This window comes from Aeromonas sp. DNP9 (assembly GCF_001728955.1).
In the GTDB taxonomy this organism is placed as follows: domain Bacteria; phylum Pseudomonadota; class Gammaproteobacteria; order Enterobacterales; family Aeromonadaceae; genus Aeromonas; species Aeromonas veronii.
Map to the genome: position 1 here is coordinate 15,519 of NZ_LYSQ01000004.1, position 18,119 is coordinate 33,637.

Annotated in this window: 16 protein-coding genes; 2 read left to right on the top strand and 14 right to left on the bottom strand. The window is 58.1% G+C overall.

Going from position 1 to position 18,119, the window contains the following annotated elements:
- Window positions 1-16: 16 nt before the first annotated feature.
- The 14 genes from lpxB to rpsB form a co-directional block, all read right to left on the bottom strand.
- On the bottom strand, window positions 17-1,156 hold the full coding sequence (gene lpxB, locus A9G06_RS03370; RefSeq protein WP_069554273.1) for a lipid-A-disaccharide synthase: 1,140 nt from the start codon (window positions 1,154-1,156) through the stop codon (window positions 17-19).
- On the bottom strand, window positions 1,149-1,940 hold the full coding sequence (gene lpxA / locus A9G06_RS03375; protein WP_041208083.1) for an acyl-ACP--UDP-N-acetylglucosamine O-acyltransferase: 792 nt from the start codon (window positions 1,938-1,940) through the stop codon (window positions 1,149-1,151). Before lpxA ends, lpxB begins: the two co-directional genes overlap by 8 nt.
- A gap of 5 nt (window positions 1,941-1,945) precedes the next feature.
- Window positions 1,946-2,407: a 3-hydroxyacyl-ACP dehydratase FabZ gene (fabZ, locus tag A9G06_RS03380; protein ID WP_005338559.1), complete on the bottom strand. Its 462-nt coding sequence runs from the start codon at window positions 2,405-2,407 to the stop codon at window positions 1,946-1,948.
- 24 nt (window positions 2,408-2,431) lie between these two features.
- Window positions 2,432-3,451, bottom strand: a complete 1,020-nt coding sequence (lpxD, locus tag A9G06_RS03385) for a UDP-3-O-(3-hydroxymyristoyl)glucosamine N-acyltransferase (protein ID WP_069554388.1) — start codon at window positions 3,449-3,451, stop codon at window positions 2,432-2,434.
- A gap of 3 nt (window positions 3,452-3,454) precedes the next feature.
- Entirely contained in the window at window positions 3,455-3,967 is a 513-nt protein-coding gene (locus A9G06_RS03390; protein WP_005338563.1) for an OmpH family outer membrane protein, read from the bottom strand.
- A gap of 149 nt (window positions 3,968-4,116) precedes the next feature.
- The gene (bamA, locus tag A9G06_RS03395) at window positions 4,117-6,648 is read right to left on the bottom strand and encodes an outer membrane protein assembly factor BamA (RefSeq protein ID WP_069554274.1); all 2,532 of its coding nucleotides are present in this window, start codon (window positions 6,646-6,648) and stop codon (window positions 4,117-4,119) included.
- Window positions 6,649-6,682: 34 nt separating this feature from the next.
- Window positions 6,683-8,035 (bottom strand): sigma E protease regulator RseP, encoded by a 1,353-nt coding sequence (rseP, locus tag A9G06_RS03400; protein ID WP_069554275.1) that lies wholly within the window; start codon window positions 8,033-8,035, stop codon window positions 6,683-6,685.
- Window positions 8,035-9,231 (bottom strand): 1-deoxy-D-xylulose-5-phosphate reductoisomerase, encoded by a 1,197-nt coding sequence (gene ispC / locus A9G06_RS03405; RefSeq protein WP_069554276.1) that lies wholly within the window; start codon window positions 9,229-9,231, stop codon window positions 8,035-8,037. The genes rseP and ispC overlap by 1 nt, the downstream gene beginning before the upstream one ends.
- Complete coding sequence (locus A9G06_RS03410; protein ID WP_026034918.1) at window positions 9,231-10,088, bottom strand: phosphatidate cytidylyltransferase; 858 nt, start codon at window positions 10,086-10,088, stop codon at window positions 9,231-9,233. The genes ispC and A9G06_RS03410 overlap by 1 nt, the downstream gene beginning before the upstream one ends.
- Before the next feature lie 27 nt (window positions 10,089-10,115).
- Window positions 10,116-10,892 carry a polyprenyl diphosphate synthase gene (gene uppS / locus A9G06_RS03415; protein ID WP_005338574.1) on the bottom strand — a complete coding sequence of 259 codons (777 nt, stop codon included), beginning with the start codon at window positions 10,890-10,892 and terminating at the stop codon, window positions 10,116-10,118.
- Window positions 10,893-10,964: 72 nt separating this feature from the next.
- Window positions 10,965-11,522, bottom strand: coding sequence for a ribosome recycling factor (gene frr / locus A9G06_RS03420; RefSeq protein WP_005338576.1), 558 nt, complete (start codon window positions 11,520-11,522; stop codon window positions 10,965-10,967).
- 101 nt (window positions 11,523-11,623) lie between these two features.
- Window positions 11,624-12,358 carry a UMP kinase gene (gene pyrH, locus A9G06_RS03425; RefSeq protein ID WP_005338577.1) on the bottom strand — a complete coding sequence of 245 codons (735 nt, stop codon included), beginning with the start codon at window positions 12,356-12,358 and terminating at the stop codon, window positions 11,624-11,626.
- Window positions 12,359-12,429: 71 nt separating this feature from the next.
- Window positions 12,430-13,311, bottom strand: a complete 882-nt coding sequence (gene tsf, locus A9G06_RS03430) for a translation elongation factor Ts (RefSeq protein WP_005338578.1) — start codon at window positions 13,309-13,311, stop codon at window positions 12,430-12,432.
- Window positions 13,312-13,415: 104 nt separating this feature from the next.
- Window positions 13,416-14,144, bottom strand: a complete 729-nt coding sequence (gene rpsB, locus A9G06_RS03435; protein WP_005303470.1) for a 30S ribosomal protein S2 — start codon at window positions 14,142-14,144, stop codon at window positions 13,416-13,418.
- Between the two features lie 371 nt (window positions 14,145-14,515).
- Between rpsB and map the strand changes: the two genes are divergently transcribed.
- Both map and glnD read left to right on the top strand, forming a co-directional pair.
- Window positions 14,516-15,304 carry a type I methionyl aminopeptidase gene (gene map, locus A9G06_RS03440; RefSeq protein ID WP_005338579.1) on the top strand — a complete coding sequence of 263 codons (789 nt, stop codon included), beginning with the start codon at window positions 14,516-14,518 and terminating at the stop codon, window positions 15,302-15,304.
- A gap of 86 nt (window positions 15,305-15,390) precedes the next feature.
- Entirely contained in the window at window positions 15,391-18,039 is a 2,649-nt protein-coding gene (gene glnD / locus A9G06_RS03445; RefSeq protein WP_069554277.1) for a bifunctional uridylyltransferase/uridylyl-removing protein GlnD, read from the top strand.
- Window positions 18,040-18,119: the final 80 nt, after the last annotated feature.

The window sequence follows — 18,119 nt, forward strand, 5'->3', positions numbered from 1 at the left end:
ATCGAACCTACCGCAGCTACCTGCCGAGCAGCTCGGCTACCGCCTCGGCAGCCTGCAGATCGGCGTTGCAGCGAATGAGTTGATGGAGCTCGGTGAAGGTGTTGACCAGCGCACTGTTGTCGTGCTCGAAGTACTTGCTCACCTCTTCCACCAGATTCTCCGGGGTACACTCGTGCTGGATGAGTTCCGGCACCAGCATGCGACCGGCGAGCAGGTTGGGCAGCGAGACAAATTCGGTCTTCACCAGTCGCTGGGCCAGCCAGTAGCTGAAGGGCTTGAGCTTGTAGCCCACCACCATCGGCTTTTTCACCAGCATGGCTTCGAGCGCCGCAGTGCCGGAGGCCAACATCACCACGTCGGCGGCGATCATCGCCTCGCGGCCCTGCCCTTCCAGCAGCACCATGTCGAGACCCGGCGCTACCTCGGCCTTGATGGCCATAAACTGCTCGCGCCGTTTCTGGTTGACCAGCGGCACGATGAAGCCGAGATCCGGATAGCGCACCGTCAGGTGTTTGCACGCTTCGAGAAACAGGGGGGACATAAAGCCTACTTCCGCCGTGCGGCTGCCCGGCAGTACCGCCAGCCAGCGGCGGTTGGCATCGATGCCCAGCTTGCGACGCACGGCAGCCTGATCCGGCACCAGCGGAATGTCATCCGCCATGGTGTGGCCGACAAAACGGCAAGGGGCCTCGAAACGGTCGTAGAAAGCTTTCTCGAACGGCAGGAAGGCAAGCACCATGTCGGTGGCGGCCTTGATCTTGTGAATGCGGTTCTGACGCCATGCCCACACCGAGGGGCTGACATAGTGAACCGTCTTGATACCGGCGCGGCGCAGTTTCAGCTCCACCCCGATATTGAAATCCGGTGCATCCACACCGATGAAGATATCGGGTGGATTGACGATGAAGTGGCGCAGCAGTTCGCGACGAACCTTGAGGATACGCGGCAGACGGCCCAGTACCTCGGTGATCCCCATGACGGAGAGCTCTTCCATCTCGAACAGGGCCTTGACGCCCAGAGCCTGCATGCGCGGCCCGGCGATCCCTTCAAACTGCGCGTCCGGGTAACGGACTTGCAGCTCGCGCACCAGACCGGCAGCCAGAATGTCGCCGGAGACCTCTCCGGCGACGATACCGATACGAACCGGATCAGGCACGGATGATCCCGCGCTCGTTATCTTTGAGGAAGTCCACATAGAGCTGGACGGCCGGTTCGGCTTGCGCCATCTCGATCAGCACAGGCAGCACCTCTTCGATGGTCTTGCCGGAGCGGAAGATCTCTTTGTAGGCACGCTTGACGGCAGAGATGGCCTCCGCACTGAAACCGCGGCGACGCAGACCTTCGGAGTTGACCCCGAACGGCTTGGCGTAGTTGCCGGCAGCCATCACGTAAGGCGGTACGTCCTTGTTCAGGGCGGCGCAGCCACCGACGAAGGCGTGGGAACCGACACGGCCAAACTGGTGAATGGCAGAGAGACCACCGAAGATCACGAAATCGCCGATCACCACGTGGCCCGCCAGGGTCGCGTTGTTGGCGAAAATGCAGTTATCACCGATGATGCAGTCGTGGGCAACGTGAACGTTGACCATGAACAGGTTGCCGCTACCGACCTTGGTCAGGCTCTGGTCCTGAATGGTGCCACGGTGCACGGTGCAGTTCTCGCGAAAGACGTTGTTGTCGCCAATCTCGAGGAAAGTGCGCTCGCCGGCGTACTTCTTGTCCTGGCAATCCTCACCGATGGAGGTGTGCTGGAAGATCTTGTTGCCGCAACCAATCTTGGTCGGGCCCTTGATCACCACGTGGGAGCCCACCCAGGTGTTGTCGCCGATTTCTACCTCGGCGCCGATGACAGAAAAGGGGCCGATTTCAACCCCTTTACCGATCACGGCAGACTCATGGACGATAGCAGTATCGTGAATGGTGGCAGTCTGGTCGATCACGTGTGTTAAACCTCGCGTTTGGCGCACATCAGCTCGGCGGTACAGACCACTTCACCGTCGACGGTGGCGACACCGGTGAACTTGGCAATACCGCGACGCTCTTTCAGGAACTCCACGTCGAGCACCAGCTGGTCACCGGGGCCGACCGGACGCTTGAAGCGAGCGTTGTCGATTGAGGCAAAGTAATAGAGTTCATTGGGGGACGGCTTGCCCACCATGGTAAAGGCCAGGATACCGGTGGCCTGCGCCATCGCTTCCAGGATCAGTACGCCCGGGAACACCGGCTTGGCCGGGAAGTGTCCCTGGAAGATCGGCTCGTTGAAGGAGACGTTCTTGATGGCGCGCAGGGTTTTGCGCTCATCGCTGATCTCGTAGTCGTCTACACGATCCACCATCAGGAACGGATAACGGTGGGGCAGCAGATCCATGATTTCCTGGATGCCCAGGCTCTTCTTTTCAGTAGTCAAAACAGTACCCTATACCAATCGTGATTATTCTTGATCCAGCTTCTTCTCAAGCTTGCTTAACCGCTTGTGCATCTCTTCGATACGCATCACCCGGGCGGCGGTCTTGCGCCACTCTTTATTGGTTTGCAGAGGGATGCCGGAAGAGTAGACACCGGGCTCGGTAATGGGTCGCATCACCATGGCCATACCGGTAACGGTGGCCTGATCGCAGATCTCCATATGCCCGTTAAAGACGGAAGCGCCGCCAATGATACAGTATTTGCCGACCTTGAGACTACCTGCCATCACGGTGGAACCCGCCACGGCAGTGCCGTAGCCGATCTCCACGTTGTGGGCGATCTGGCACTGGTTGTCGATGATGACGTTGTCAGCGATGCGGGTATCTTCCAGCGCACCGCGGTCGATGGTGGTGCAGGCACCGATCTCGACCCGGTTGCCAATGGTCACGCCGCCGAGCTGGGGGATCTTGATCCACTCGCCACGCTCGTTGGCATAACCGAAACCATCGGCGCCGATCACTGTGCCGGATTGAACCAGACAGTCGGTGCCCATGGTCACATTGTGATAGAGGGTGACGTTGGCCCACAGCCGGGAGCGCGCTCCCAGCCGGGTATTCTTGCCAACAAAACAGCCCGGGCCAATGCGTACATCGTCACCCAGCACGACGCCGGATTCGATCACTGCATTGGCGCCGATGGCCACTCTCTCGCCCAGTTGCACGTCAGCCGCGATAATGGCGCTCGGATGGATATCCGTGGCCGGCTGCGGGGTGGTGTCCAGCAGTTGGGCTACCCGGGCAAAGCCCACATAGGGGTCTTTGAGCACCAGGGCATTGGTGGGACAAAATGGCAGATCCGCTTCTGTAATGAGCACGGCGGTCGCCTTGCTCTGCTCCAGATAGTGCCGGTACTTCTTGTTGGACAGGAAGGTGATATCCCCCTCCCCGGCCTTTTCCAGTGTCGCTACCTTGCGGATTTCCAGGGTTCCGTCGCCATGGACCTGGGCCCCCAGTTGCTGGGCCAGCTGTGCGAGAGTGAATGCCATCAATTAGTTACTCTTGCTTACCTGAGAAATAACCTGGCCGGAGATGTCCAGCTTGCTGGCGGCATACGGGGCGGCATTGCGCTCCAGCACCAGATCGTAACCATTGCTCTTGGCGATGGAATCGATGGCAGCCTGCACCTTGGTCAGGATCTTGTTACGCTCTTCGGACTGACGGCGACCGTTGTCCTGCTCAAAGGCTTGACGCTTCTGGTTGAACTCCATCTGCAGCTTGGCCAGCTTCTCCTGGTTCTGCTTCTTCTGCTCGGCGCTCATGAAGGCTTCATCCTTGCGGAACTTCTCGACCAGCTTCTGGCCTTCCTGTTCCAACTTCTGCAGCTCACGCATGCGCGGCTCGAATTCACCTTTCAGCTTGGCTGCAACGGCTTCACGCTGGGGCAGCTTTTGGAAGACTTCGCCCATATCCACCACGGCGATCTTGGTCTCAGCGAAGGCAGAACCCATGCCGGCAGCCATCAGTGCAAAGCTCAAACCAGCTACTTTCAACGCTTTATTCACACTTACTCCTTGTTCCCTCATGGCGAGGGCTACCTGATTTACCCGATTATGCAAGCGGCGTTAGGACCGTCTTGTTACCTGGTGAGGCACGCATACCGCGCGTCCCATCATTGAAGACCCCCACCGCATGGGTGGGGGCAAAACTCTGCTTAGAAAGTACGACCGATGTTGAAGGAGAAGACTTCGGTGCGATCCCCTTCATATTTCTTGATCGGCTTGGCCAAGGCAAACACCAGCGGGCCCATCGGCGAGAGCCACTGCAGGGAGACACCGGCAGAGACCCGGATATTGCCCGGGTTGGAGTAGTCCTGGCTCAGATAGTTGCAATCAGAACCGGCGGCGCAAGGATATGCTCCGTTGGCAAAATCGGTGCTCCAGACGGTACCAGCGTCCATAAAGACGGTGGAACGGATCTGCGGACGATAAGTCTCGGAGACGAACGGGGTCGGGAAGACCAACTCCAGTGAGGCGACAGCCAGAGCGTTCCCCCCCACCGAGGTGTCGGAACCTTCGTAGTAGCCAGTTTCACACGGCTGAGAACCCGTGCAACTGCCAGCGCCCGGCTTGTTGTAGGTCTTGTAGATTGCCTTGGGACCAATGGTATTGCTCTTGAAGCCACGTACCGTATCGAAACCACCGGCATAGTAGTTCTCGAAGAACGGCAGCATGGAGTCATCGCCATAGCCGTTACCGTAGGAGACACGACCCTTGCCGATCATTACCCAACTGTGATCCGCATCGAGCGGGAAGTAGTGGGCATCTTCGGCAGAGAGCTTGTAGTACTGCAGCTCCATGCCCGGTACGGTCACCTTGGCGTTGATACGCTGACGATCGCCAGAAGTCGGGAACATCCCCTTGTTCAGGGTAGAGCGGGTCCAGCCAGCGGTGACATCGACTGTCACAAAGTCGAGGTTGGAACCATCCTGTGAGTAAGCATTCCAGAACTGATCCATCTGTACCGACTGGCGGTTATCATTCCACTGATCCCAGCAGTAGGTATTGCCATCAGTATCCGGATTGTCCTTCAGACACTCCTGATAGTTCTGGGCATTGAATGACGGACGGCTCAGCTTGGTGCTCTCGATACCGGTACTGAAGTCGAGACGGTTGAACTCATTGACCGGGAAGCCGCTGGAGAGACGGAAACCGATGGTTTCGTTCTCGTAATCAACGATATCGGCATCATCGGCGCGGAACTGGTTGTAGTAGACCCGACCACCCAGGCTGACACCATCCACGGTGAAGTAGGGGTCGTTGTAGCTCAGGTCAACGTTCTTGGAGTAGTCGTTGGTGCTGGCGTTGATGGAGACCTTTTTACCGGTACCCATAAAGTTGTCCTGGGAGATCCCCGCCTGCAGGCTCAGACCCGATTCGGTACCGTAACCGATACCTGCGTTGATAGAGCCTGCTGGCTGCTCCTTGACCTTGAAATCGAGGTCAACCAGGTCATCGTTGCCCGGCACCCGTTTGGTGTCCACTTCGACGCTCTCAAAGTAGCCAAGGCGGTTGAGACGGCTCTTGGACTGCTCGATGTTGTCGGAGGAGAGCCAGGTGCCTTCCATCTGGCGCATCTCGCGACGCAGCACCTGGTCTTCGGTGGTGGCGTTACCGCTGAAGTTGATGTTACGCACATAGACACGGGGGCCCGGCTCAACGTTGACGATCAGCTCCACTTCCTTGGTCTTGTCATTGATCTGCGGGAAGGTGACCACTTTCGGATAGGCGTAACCGTAACGGCCGAGGAACTTGGAGAGCACCTCTTCGGTATGAGTCACCTGACTGGCAGAGTAAGTGCTGCCGGCAGCGATCGGGATCAATCCCTTCATCTCGCCACCGCGATCGATCAGGTCACCCTTGAGCTGGACACCGGAGACCTTGTACTGATCCCCTTCCTTGACGTTGAGGGTGACATAGACGCCCTTCTTGTCGGGGGTCATGGAGACCTGGGTAGACTCCTGCTGGAAGCGGATATAGCCGCGGTCCATGTAGTAGGAGCGCAGGGTCTCGATATCACCGGCCAGTTTCTGCTTCTGATAGCGCTGGTCGGCGGTAAAGTTCCACCAGGGCACTTCGTCGCGCAGGGAGAGCTGGGCAATCAGCTTCTCTTCAGGGAAGACGCTGTTGCCGACGATGTTGATCTGCTGGATCTTGGCCGCTTCCCCTTCCACGAAGGTGAACTTGAGGTCGACCCGGTTGCGCGGCAACGGGGTGACGATTGCCTTGACCTTGGCGGAGTATTTACCCACGCCATAGTAGAAATCTTCCAGTCCCTTCTCGAGGGAGGTGAGTACGGTGCGATCCAGCGGATCGCCCACACGGATACCGGAGGACTCCAGACTCTGGGTCAGTTGCTCCTCCTTGATATCCTTGTTGCCGGCAAACTCGATGCTGGAGATAGTCGGACGCTCCTTGACCATCACCTGCAGCACCTGGCCGTCACGGTAAACCTTCACATCCTCGAAGTTACCCGAGGCATAGAGCTTTTTGATGGCGCTGGCCAGAGCCACGGAGTCGACGGTATCACCGACCCGGATCGGCAGGTTCAACAGTGCGGCACCCAGGGTCACCCGTTGCAGACCTTCGACCTGGATATCTTGCACCACAAAAGAGGCAGGGGCCGCCTGGGCCAGGAAACTGGCACCCAGCAGGCAACTCAACACCAATGCTTTTTTAACAGCCATTTTGTTCTTATGTGTCCTTGTTGATGCTCTGGCCTCAGAGGCGAGCGAAATCGTTAAACAGCGCAATTCCCATCAATAACATCAGAATGGCGGCGCCGATCCTGAAACCCACTTCCTGTATTTTCTCTGATACCGGCTTGCCGGTGACCGCTTCGATCAGGAAATAGACCAGATGGCCACCATCGAGCACCGGCAGGGGGAACAGATTGATAATCCCCAGGTTGACGCTGATCAGCGCCAGAAAACTCAAGAAATAGACCAGACCATAGTCGGCACTGCTGCCGGCGCCCTTGGCAATGGAGATGGGGCCGCTCAGGTTGTCCAGCGACACGATGCCACCGATCAGCTTGCCAATCATGTCGAAGGTGAGCGAGATCAGGCTCCAGGTCTTGTCCGCGCCATGCCACAGCGCCTGCAAAGGCCCATACTGTAACAGAATTCGATATTCATCCGGTAATGGAACCAGTTGCGGCGAGAGACCGACGAATCCTACCAGCTTGCTCTGCACCTTGCGGCTATCCGGGGTCAGGGTCACGTTGAGATCACTGTTGTTGCGCTCAACCACCACTTGCAGGGGTTCGCCCGGTGCCTGCTGCACCAGCTCGACAAACTGGGCCCACGCGGTAATAGGCTGATCGCCGACCTGTTTGATACGGTCACCGACCTGCAGCCCCGCCTTTTCACTGGCACTCTTGGCCACCACGGCAGCCACAACTGGCAGCACTTTGCCACTCAGGGGGACAATTCCCAAGCTGCCGATGGGCGACTCTTTATCCGGATCGAAGGTCCAGCCGGTCAGCGACAAGGTTTTATCGGTGGCATAGCTGGTATTGGGTGCCTGCACCTTGAGAGTCACAGCATCGTCACCCAGATGGCTGATAAGGGCGTAAGTGACGCTCTCCCAGTCACCGGTCTGCTCATCGCCGACCCCGACAATCTCCATCCCTGGCAGCACACCCGCCTCGGCCACGATGGATGCCGGACGCACTTCACCGATCACCGGCTTGACGCTCGGCACCCCGATGATAAACATCAGCCAGAGTGCAAACAGGGCAAAGACGAAGTTGGCCATAGGACCTGCGGCAACAATCGCCATCCGCGCCCAGACACTCTTGTGGTTGAAGGCATACTGCTCGTCACCGGGCTTGAGTTCATCGACCCGGCCATCGAGCATCTTGACGTAACCACCGAGCGGGATCAGCGCCAGCACATATTCGGTGCCATCTTTACCCATCCGGCGCCAGATCGCCTTGCCAAAACCGATGGAGAAGCGCTCAACCTTGACGCCACAACGACGGGCCACCCAGAAGTGACCAAACTCGTGCACCGCGACCAGCAGGCCCAGCGCAACAACAAAGGCACCGATATTCCACAACACACCGCCCATCAGCCAAGCTCCTCAATCAAAGTGTGAGCACGGGCTCTTGCCGCACCGTCCAGGGCAAACAGATCATCGAGCGAGCCGACGGCGCTGCTCTCCTGCGCCAGCATCACGGCCTCGTTGATCCGGGCAATATCCATAAAGCCGATGCGCCCGGCCAGGAAGGCGGCAACCGCCTCCTCGTTGGCCGCATTGAGCGCAGTAGTCGCCGCTTGTCCCTTCTGGCAGGCATTGATGGCCAGCGCCAGACAGGGGTAGCGATCATAATCAGGCCGGATAAAGCTGAACTCTCCGACACTGAAGAAATCCAAAGGTTCCACACTGGAGGGGATGCGATTGGGGTAAGCCAGCGCATGGGCGATGGGGGTACACATATCCGGATTGCCAAGCTGGGCCAGCACGGAGCCATCCTTGTACTGCACCATGGAGTGGATCACCGACTGCGGGTGGATCACCACCTGGATCTGCTCGGGCGCCGCATTGAACAACCAGCGCGCCTCGATGTACTCCAGCCCCTTGTTGATCATGGTGGCGGAGTCGACCGAAATCTTGGCCCCCATCGACCAGTTGGGATGCGCGATGGCCTGCGCCGGTGTCACCTTCGCCAGCTCGCCGATCTCGGTGTAACGGAACGGGCCGCCAGAACCGGTCAGCAAAATCTTGCTGATCCCCGCCGCCGCCAGATCGCAAAAACCGGGCTGGCGCTGCACGGTGGTCGGCAGACACTGGAAGATGGCATTGTGTTCGCTGTCTATGGGCAGCAGCTCGGCGCCATGTTCGCGCACGGCTTCCATGAAGAAAGCACCGGACATCACCAGCGCCTCCTTGTTGGCCAGCAAAATACGCTTGCCGGCACGTACCGCGGCCATGGTCGGGGCCAGACCGGCCGCGCCGACGATGGCGGCCATCACGCTATGGGCATCGGGATGGGCGGCCACCTCGCAGAGGGCTGCTGCACCAGACATGACCCGGGTTGCACTGCCGTGAGCTTTCAGACGGGCAGCCAGTTCACGGGCGGCATCCTCATCGACCATCACGGCAAAACGGGGGGAGAATTCGAGGCAGTCCCGCAACATGGCATCCACGTTGCGGGCGGCGGTCAACGCCAATACTTGCCAACTGCCCGGGTTATGGCGCAGCACTTTCAAGGTACTCTGACCGATGGAGCCGGAGGCCCCCAGAATAACCAGTGACTTGTGCATCAAAACTCCTGACTGAGTAGCAGATAACTGAGCAGAAACACCGGCAGGGCGGCGGTCAGGCTGTCGATCCGGTCGAGAATGCCGCCATGACCCGGCAACAGGGTGCCGGAGTCCTTGATGCCCGCCTCGCGCTTGAACATGCTCTCGGTCAGATCACCGAGCACGGAAGCAAGCACCGCCAGCAGGGAGCAAAACAGCACGGTGATCATCTTGGCAGGCACAAATCCCATCGACCAGGTAACGCCGATAGCCAGCAGGCTGGCAGTAAAGAGACCACCGCACATCCCTTCGATGGTTTTGCCCGGACTCACAGCCGGTGCCAGCTTGTGCTTACCGAACGCCTTGCCGAAAAAATACGCGCCAGAATCTGCCGCCCAGACCAGTCCCATCACGAACAACAGGATCCAGGCGCCCATCATGGGGTCATGGTAAAAGTTGTAACCACGGATGGCCACCAGCGACCAGAAGAAGGGTACCAGAGTCACCAGACCAAACAGCGACTTGAGCCAGATAGACTCTTTCCACAGCTTGGCGCTTTGGGGATAGCGCAGCACCAGCAACAGACCCAGCAGCCACCAGCTTACCGCGGTCCAGAGCACGCCCATCACGAGGGGGTGCAGGTGGGGCGTCCAGAGTTGCTCCACCGGCAGCCAAAAGAGGCTGGCACCGAGCAACAGACAAAATACGATGGGTAACCATTGCTGCGGAGCAGCAGAGACAAACCCACTCCATTCGCGACTGGCCAACAAAAACACCAGCGCAGCCAACAGGGCAAAAAATTTCAATGGCAGAAAGAAGAGCGCCCCCAACACCAGGGGGATCAACATCAAAGCAGTAATAATTCGTTGTTTTAGCAAAAGAAACCTCTCTCTTGGGAGCGGGGTTTAGCCGGTCTGCTGCTCGGCGATCAATTCCCGTATCTGTTCACCCGTGCAACCGAAGCGACGCTCGCGGGCAACGAAAGAGGCGACCGCCTCACTGAACTCGGCCTCGTTGAAGTCGGGCCACAATACCGGGGTAAAATAGAGCTCGGCATAAGCGAGCTGCCATAAAACAAAATTGCTGATGCGATGATCGCCACCGGTGCGGATCAACAGGTCCACGGGTGGCAGATCGGCCATGCAAACCTCGCGGGTCAACATGGATTCATCAATGTCGTCAGCGGCCAGTTCACCGGCCGCCACTGCTTTAGCCAGCTTGCGGGCAGCTTGGGCGATATCCCACTGGCCGCCATAGTTGGCCGCAATGTTCAGGGTCAACCCCTTGTTATTGGCGGTCAAGGCTTCCGCCTTGGCGATTTTGGCCTGCAACCGCTCACTAAAGCGAGCAGTATCGCCAATCACCTTGAGCCGGATCCCGTTGTTGTGCAGTTTCTGCACCTCACGACCCAGCACTGTGATGAACAGTTCCATCAAGGCACTGACCTCCCCTTCCGGGCGGCGCCAGTTCTCGCTGGAGAATGCAAACAGGGTCAATGCCTCGATCTTGGCACGCGCAGCAAAGGTAACGGCCTCGCGCACTGACTTGACGCCCGCCTTGTGGCCATAAACCCGCATCTTGCCTCGGTTCTGGGCCCAGCGACCGTTACCATCCATGATGATGGCGACGTGACGGGGTAAAGACGAGTTGGCACAATCACCCAACGCAGCCAAAAGCGACATGTAATTCTCCCACAAAGACAAAAGCGCCGTGCAGGGGCACTACACGGCGCTCGTAATATACCTTTCAGACGGTTAGATTTCCATTAGCTCCTTCTCCTTTACGGCAAGGGCCTCATCGACCAGCTTGATGTAGGAGTCGGTCAGTTTCTGGATCTCTTCCTGAGCGCGACGGTCGTCGTCTTCGGAGATCTCTTTGTCCTTCAGCAGCGCTTTCAGATCAGCGTTGGCGTCACGACGGATGTTGCGCACGGCAACACGAGCGTTTTCCGCTTCGGCACGGACGATCTTGGTCAGGTCACGACGACGTTCTTCGGTCAGCGGCGGCAGCGGGACGCGCAGAGTCTGGCCATTGCTGGACGGGTTCAGGCCCAGATCGGAGGTCAGGATCGCCTTCTCTACCGCCTGGATCATGGAGCGGTCAAAAATGGAGATGGAGAGGGTGCGAGCATCTTCTGCCACGACGTTGGCCAACTGTTTCAGCGGAGTGGCAGCACCGTAATACTCAACCTGGATGCCGTCGAGCAGGCTCGGGTGAGCGCGGCCGGTACGGATCTTGGACATTTGGGTCTTGAGCGCTTCTACGCTCTTGCCCATACGGTCCTTGGCGTCGTTTTTAATCTCGTTGATCACAGTGGTTTTCCTTTTGGCGAACGAGCCGCTACACGGCCCGTGTCTATCTTATTTACTGACGTGATGGATAGGATAAGAGCGCCAGGTGGCTCACTTTTATCTTATTTACCAACGTGGTGGATCAGAGTGCCTTCCGGTTCACCCATGACAACCCGGCGCAGGGCACCCGGTTTGTTCATGTTGAACACGCGGATCGGCAGATCATGGTCACGTGCCAGGGTAAAGGCAGCAAGATCCATCACCTTGAGCTCTTTTTCAAGAACTTCATCATAACTCAGTTCATGATACAGCACGGCATCCGGATTCTTGACCGGATCTTCGTTGTATACACCATCAACCTTGGTGGCTTTGAGCACCACATCAGCTTCGATCTCGATCCCGCGCAAGCAAGCCGCAGAATCGGTAGTGAAGAAGGGGTTGCCGGTACCGGCAGAGAAGATAACGACTTTGCCAGCACGCAGCTGGCTGATTGCCTCGGCCCAGCTGTAGGAGTCGCAGACGCCTTGCAGGGAGATGGCAGACATCAGACGGGCATTCACATAAGCACGATGCAGGGCATCACGCATGGCCAGACCGTTCATCACGGTTGCCAGCATACCCATGTGGTCGCCCACCACGCGGTTCATGCCCGCTTTGGCAAGACCGGCACCACGGAACAGGTTGCCGCCACCGATGACCAGACCGACCTGAACACCCAACTCAACCAGTTCTTTGATCTCTTGGGCCATACGCTCCAGCACCGCCGGATCAATGCCGAAACCCTCGGATCCTTGCAGGGCTTCACCACTCAACTTCAGAAGAACACGTCTGTATGCAGGTTTGGGATTGGTACTCATGTCACTGATTCCTGGTCATATAAAGACCGCGACATAAGTCGCGGTCTGGGGAAACGGAAAAACCGGTTCGATTAGGCCTTTTGAGCAGCCGCGATTTGAGCTGCAACTTCAGCAGCGAAATCGGTCTCTTGCTTCTCGATGCCTTCGCCCACTTCGAAACGGGTGAAGGAAACAACGTCAGCGCCTTCTTTCTTCAGCAGCTCGGCAACGGTCATGGAAGGATCTTTCACGAACGGTTGACCAGTCAGGGAAACCTCACCGGTGAACTTCTTCATGCGGCCTTCAACCATCTTCTCGGCGATCTCTTTCGGCTTGCCGGAGTTGATGGCGATGTCGATCTGGATTTCGCGCTCTTTGGCAACGACTTCAGCAGACACGTCTTCAGGCTTGACGAATTGCGGGCTGTTGGCAGCAACGTGCATGGCCAGATCTTTGGCCAGCTCGGCAGAACCACCAGTCAGCTTGGTGATAACACCAATGCGGGAACCGTGAACGTAGGTGCCCAGGTTGTCACCTTCAACCAGCATCACGCGACGCAGGTTCATGTTCTCACCGATCTTGGCGATCAGGTTGGTGATGGTCAGCTCGACGGATTCGCCGTTACCGAAGTCAGCGGCTTTCAGCGCGTCAACGTCAGCAATTTTCTGGGTCGCAGCGATGTCAGCGATCTTCTGGCCCATTGCCATGAAGCTGGCATCTTTGGCGACGAAGTCGGTTTCGCTGTTCAGCTCGATCATGACGGCAACGTTGCCTTCGGTGCGAGCAAAGATAACGCCTTCAGCGGCGATACGGCCAGCTTTCTTGGCGGCTTTGGCCTGACCGGATTTGCGCATGTTCTCAATTGCCAGCTCGATATCACCAGCAGCTTCTTCCAGTGCTTTTTTGCAATCCATCATGCCAGCGGCAGTGCGCTCGCGCAGTTCTTTTACCAGGGCGGCAGTAACGTTAGCCATGTCCAGTATCCTCGGTCTTGAATTGACAAGAAACAGGGGCCACAAGGGCCCCTGCTAACCAATTACATCAGCTTGGTTAATAAGGGCTTTACAGTCCTTATCAATTACTCAGCTTCAACGAAGCCATCTTGTTCGGCTTGAACAACGATGTCCTGAGCGCGAGCTTCCAGTACAGTGTCAGCAGCAGCATTCAGGTACAGCTGTACGGCACGGATAGCGTCGTCGTTACCCGGGATGACGTAATCAACGCCGTCCGGGTTGGAGTTGGTATCAACGATGGAAACTACCGGGATACCCAGGTTGTTGGCTTCTTTGATAGCGATGTGCTCGTGGTCGGCATCGACAACGAACAGAACGTCAGGCAGGCCGCCCATGTTCTTGATACCACCCAGGCTCTTCTCCAGCTTTTCCATTTCGCGAGTACGCATCAGCGCCTCTTTCTTGGTCAGCTTGTCGAAGGTACCGTCCTGGCTCTGGGTTTCCAGATCTTTCAGGCGCTTGATAGACTGACGAACGGTTTTCCAGTTGGTCAGCATACCGCCCAGCCAGCGGTGGTTTACATAGAACTGGTCGCAACGCTCAGCGGCTTCTTTTACGGCTTCAGACGCGGCACGCTTGGTACCAACGAACAGTACCTTGCCTTTCTTGGCAGCTACGGAGCTGATGAAGTTCATGGCATCGTCAAACATCGGAACGGTTTTTTCCAGGTTGATGATGTGAACTTTGCTGCGGGCACCGAAGATGTAGGATTTCATTTTCGGGTTCCAGTAACGAGTCTGGTGACCGAAGTGAACGCCGGCTTGCAGCATGTCGCGCATAGAAACTTTAGCCATTTTATACCTCTGTATTGGGGTTAGGCCTCCACACATCCCATATAACCGACCCGTTAAGGCACCCCGGCATATGTGTCGATGTGTGTGTGTTGTTTAAGTAAGGGTGATGAAATCGGGACGCAAGTTCCCCATTCCGGCGCGCTTTATACCATAACTTTGTTCAGGACACCACCGGCCGACACCCTAAACAGGTGTAAATATGGATCCCGCCAGAGGATGCTGCGACGCCGATTTGACGTTGTGATGACAATCACACTGGAAGTACGCGGGGGTTGCGGATAAAATTTTGCCCTGATTGCAAACGCATCTATTTTTCATTACCTGTCCTGTCTGCCCTCGCAGGCCCAGTGGCAGGCCGCAAGAGAGATCCCATGTCCATTAAAATCAAGACACCGGAAGAGATTGAAAAGATGCGCGTTGCCGGCCAATTGGCCGCCGATGTGCTGGTCATGATTGCGCCCCATGTCAAAGCTGGCGTCACCACTGACGAACTGAACACCCTCTGCCACGACTATATTGTCGACGTACAACAGGCGGTTCCAGCTCCGCTCAACTACCACGGCTTCCCCAAATCCATCTGCACCTCGGTAAACGATGTGATCTGCCACGGTATCCCGAATCACAAGAAGCTGCGCGATGGCGACATCATCAACCTGGATATCACCGTTATCAAGGATGGTTACCACGGTGACACCTCGGCCATGTTCATCGTGGGCGAGACCACCCCGCTGCGTCGCCAGCTCTGCAAAGTTGCGCAAGAGAGCCTCTACGCCGCCATCAAGAAGGTGCGTCCGGGTGCCTGCATTACCGAGATTGGCGCCGTCATTCAACCCATCGTCGAGAAGGCCGGTTTCTCCGTGGTGCGTGACTACTGCGGTCACGGCATCGGTGCCGAGTTCCACGAAGAGCCGCAGATCCTCCACTACCGCAACAGCGGCAAGCTGGAGCTGAAAGCGGGCATGTGCTTCACCATCGAGCCCATGGTCAACAGCAAGAAGTATCACTGCAAGGTCAATCCGAAGGATGGCTGGACCGTGACCACCAAGGATGGCGGCGACTCCGCCCAGTGGGAACACACCCTGCTGGTGACTGAGGATGGCTGCGAGGTGCTCACCCTGCGCCCCGATGACACTATCGACCGCTTCATCAAACACAGCTAACATCGAACCCCGGCCCTGAACTTCCAAAGCGCCGGGGTTTTTACTTCTGTTTCAGCCGTTTGCCTGCCACTTGCGTGTGAGATGCCATGGACGCCAGCCTGCTTTCCCCCCATTTGTTACCCGATGACCAGCTCACTCGCGACAACTGCAAAGAGTACCTGAGCCGCTTTCTCGGCTGGCTGCACGCCCGTTTCGATGCCGGTGACAACATCATCGAGCTGGTTGCCACCCGCTCCGAATACATGGATCAGCTGCTCTGCCGGCTGTGGCAGAAGTTCGGCTTCGACAAGAGCGACCTCACCCTCATCGCGGTGGGGGGCTATGGTCGCGGCGAGCTGCACCCCCACTCCGATATCGACCTGCTGATCCTCTATGATGGCGACGAACTGGACGAAGTGCTGGGGCTGCGGATCGGCGAGTTCATCACCTTGCTGTGGGATCTCAAGCTTGAGGTGGGTCAGGCGGTGCGCAACGTGGCGGAGTGTCTCGAGCAGGGGCGTGCCGATATTACGGTCGCCACCAACCTCATTGAGGCCCGCTACATCACAGGTCGCCAGGAGGGCTTCCGGCAACTGAAAGAGGCCACCGGCCCCCAGCACTTCTGGCCAAGCGAAGCCTTCTTTCGCGCCAAGCGCCAGGAGCAGGCGGAGCGTCATCAACAGTTTCTCGGCACCGCCTACAAGCTGGAGCCCGATCTCAAGAGCAATCCGGGCGGCCTGCGCGACATTCAAACCCTTGCCTGGGTCGCCCGCCGCCACTTTGGCGCCACTACCTTGTTCGAGATGACCAGCCACGGCTTTCTCAACCGCGCCGAGTACCGTGAGCTGCTCGACTGCCAGAATTTTCTCTGGAAGGTGCGCTTCGCCCTGCACATGGCCATCAACAAGGGAGATAACCGCCTGCTGTTCGATCGCCAGCGCACCGTAGCCCAGATGCTGGGGTTCGAGGGGGAAGGTAACACTCCGGTCGAGCAGATGATGAAGCGCTTCTACCAGACGGTGCGGCGGGTCTCCGAGCTCAACGAGATGCTGCTGCAGCTGTTTGACGAGGCGATCCTCGGCAACACCGCCATGGATGTGCGCCGCCTCTCCGACGAGTTCCAGCTCCGTGGCCGCCTCATCGATGCGGTGGATGCGGAGCTGTTCAGCCGTGAACCGGCTGCTATCCTGCGCCTCTTCTATCAGATGGCCCAGCATCCCGAGATTGCGGGTATCCACTCGGCCACCTTGCGCCAACTGCGCGAGGCGCGCCGCAAACTCAACTGCTGGTTGCAGGATCTGCCCGACTGTCGTCGCATGTTTATGGCGCTGCTGCGCCACCCCAACGGCATCGGCCTGCCGCTCACCCTGATGCACAAATACGGCATCCTCGCCGCCTATCTGCCCCAATGGAACCTCATCGTCGGCCAGATGCAGTTCGACATGTTCCACGCCTACACGGTGGATGAGCACACCCACCGGCTGCTCAAGAACATTCACCAGTTCCCCAATCCGGCCAGTCGCCAAAGCCACCCGCTCTGCCACGAGGTCTTCACCCGGCTGCGCAAACCGGAGTTGCTCAGCATCGCCGCCCTGTTCCACGACATCGCCAAGGGGCGGCGCGGCGATCACTCGGAACTTGGCGCCGTCGATGCGCTGGAGTTCTGCCAGCTGCACGGTCTGGATCGCTACGAGAGCCGACTGGTCGCCTGGTTGGTACGCCACCATCTGCTGATGTCGGTCACCGCCCAGCGCCGCGATATCTACGATCCCGACGTGGTCACCGACTTTGCCCAGAAGGTGCGCGACGAGCAGCATCTCGACCTGCTCTACTGCCTCACCGTGGCCGATATCTGCGCCACCAACGATACCCTGTGGAACGACTGGAAGGGCACCCTGCTGCGGGAGCTCTACTTCGCGACCCAGAAGGCGCTGCGTCAGGGGCTGGAGAACCCGCCCGACATGCGGCTGCGCATTCGCGAAAACCAGCGTCAGGCCAAGCAACTGCTGGCGCAACGGGATGTATCGGAAGAAGCGATCAACCAGCTCTGGGCCGATTTCAAGGCCGACTACTTCCTGCGCCACAGCCCGGAACAGATCGCCTGGCACTGCCGCCACATCATCGAGCATGGCGACAATCCGGCACCGCTGGTGATCATCGGCAAACACCCGACCCGCGGCGGCAGCGAGGTGTTTATCTACTGCCGCGACACGCCGAATCTGTTTGCCACCGTCGCCTCGGCGCTGGATCAGAAGAACCTCAACATCCACGACGCCCAGATCATGAACTCGCGCAGCAACTATGTACTCGATACCTTCGTGGTACTGGAGCCAAGCGGCGAACCCATCAGCCCCAATCGCACTGCCACCATCAAGAAGGCGCTGGAGAAGGCGCTGCAGGAGCCGGGCAAGCTGGTGCTGCGCAACAAGCCGTTGTCACGGCGCCACCGCCAGTTCAGCGTGCCGACCCGGGTGGTCTTCCTGCCCCGCTCTTCGCCCACTAAAGGGGAGAGCCGTCACACCCTGATGGAGCTGACTGCCCTCGATACCCCCGGCCTGCTGGCGCGGATCGGTGCGGTTTTCCAGCAGTGCGGGCTGTCGCTGCACGCCGCCAAAATTGCCACTTTCGGTGAGAGGGTCGAGGACTTTTTCAGCCTGACCAGCCTCGATGGCGAACCATTGACCGCCGAACAGCAAAAACAGCTCGAAGAGCGACTGGTACACCAACTCAATCCCCAACAGTCGGTACTGGATTAAGCGAAGAGTGATTCGAAAGAGGCTGATTGTCGGGCGTTTTTTACCATACCAAACAACTGGTTGGCGCACACCGGATGAAG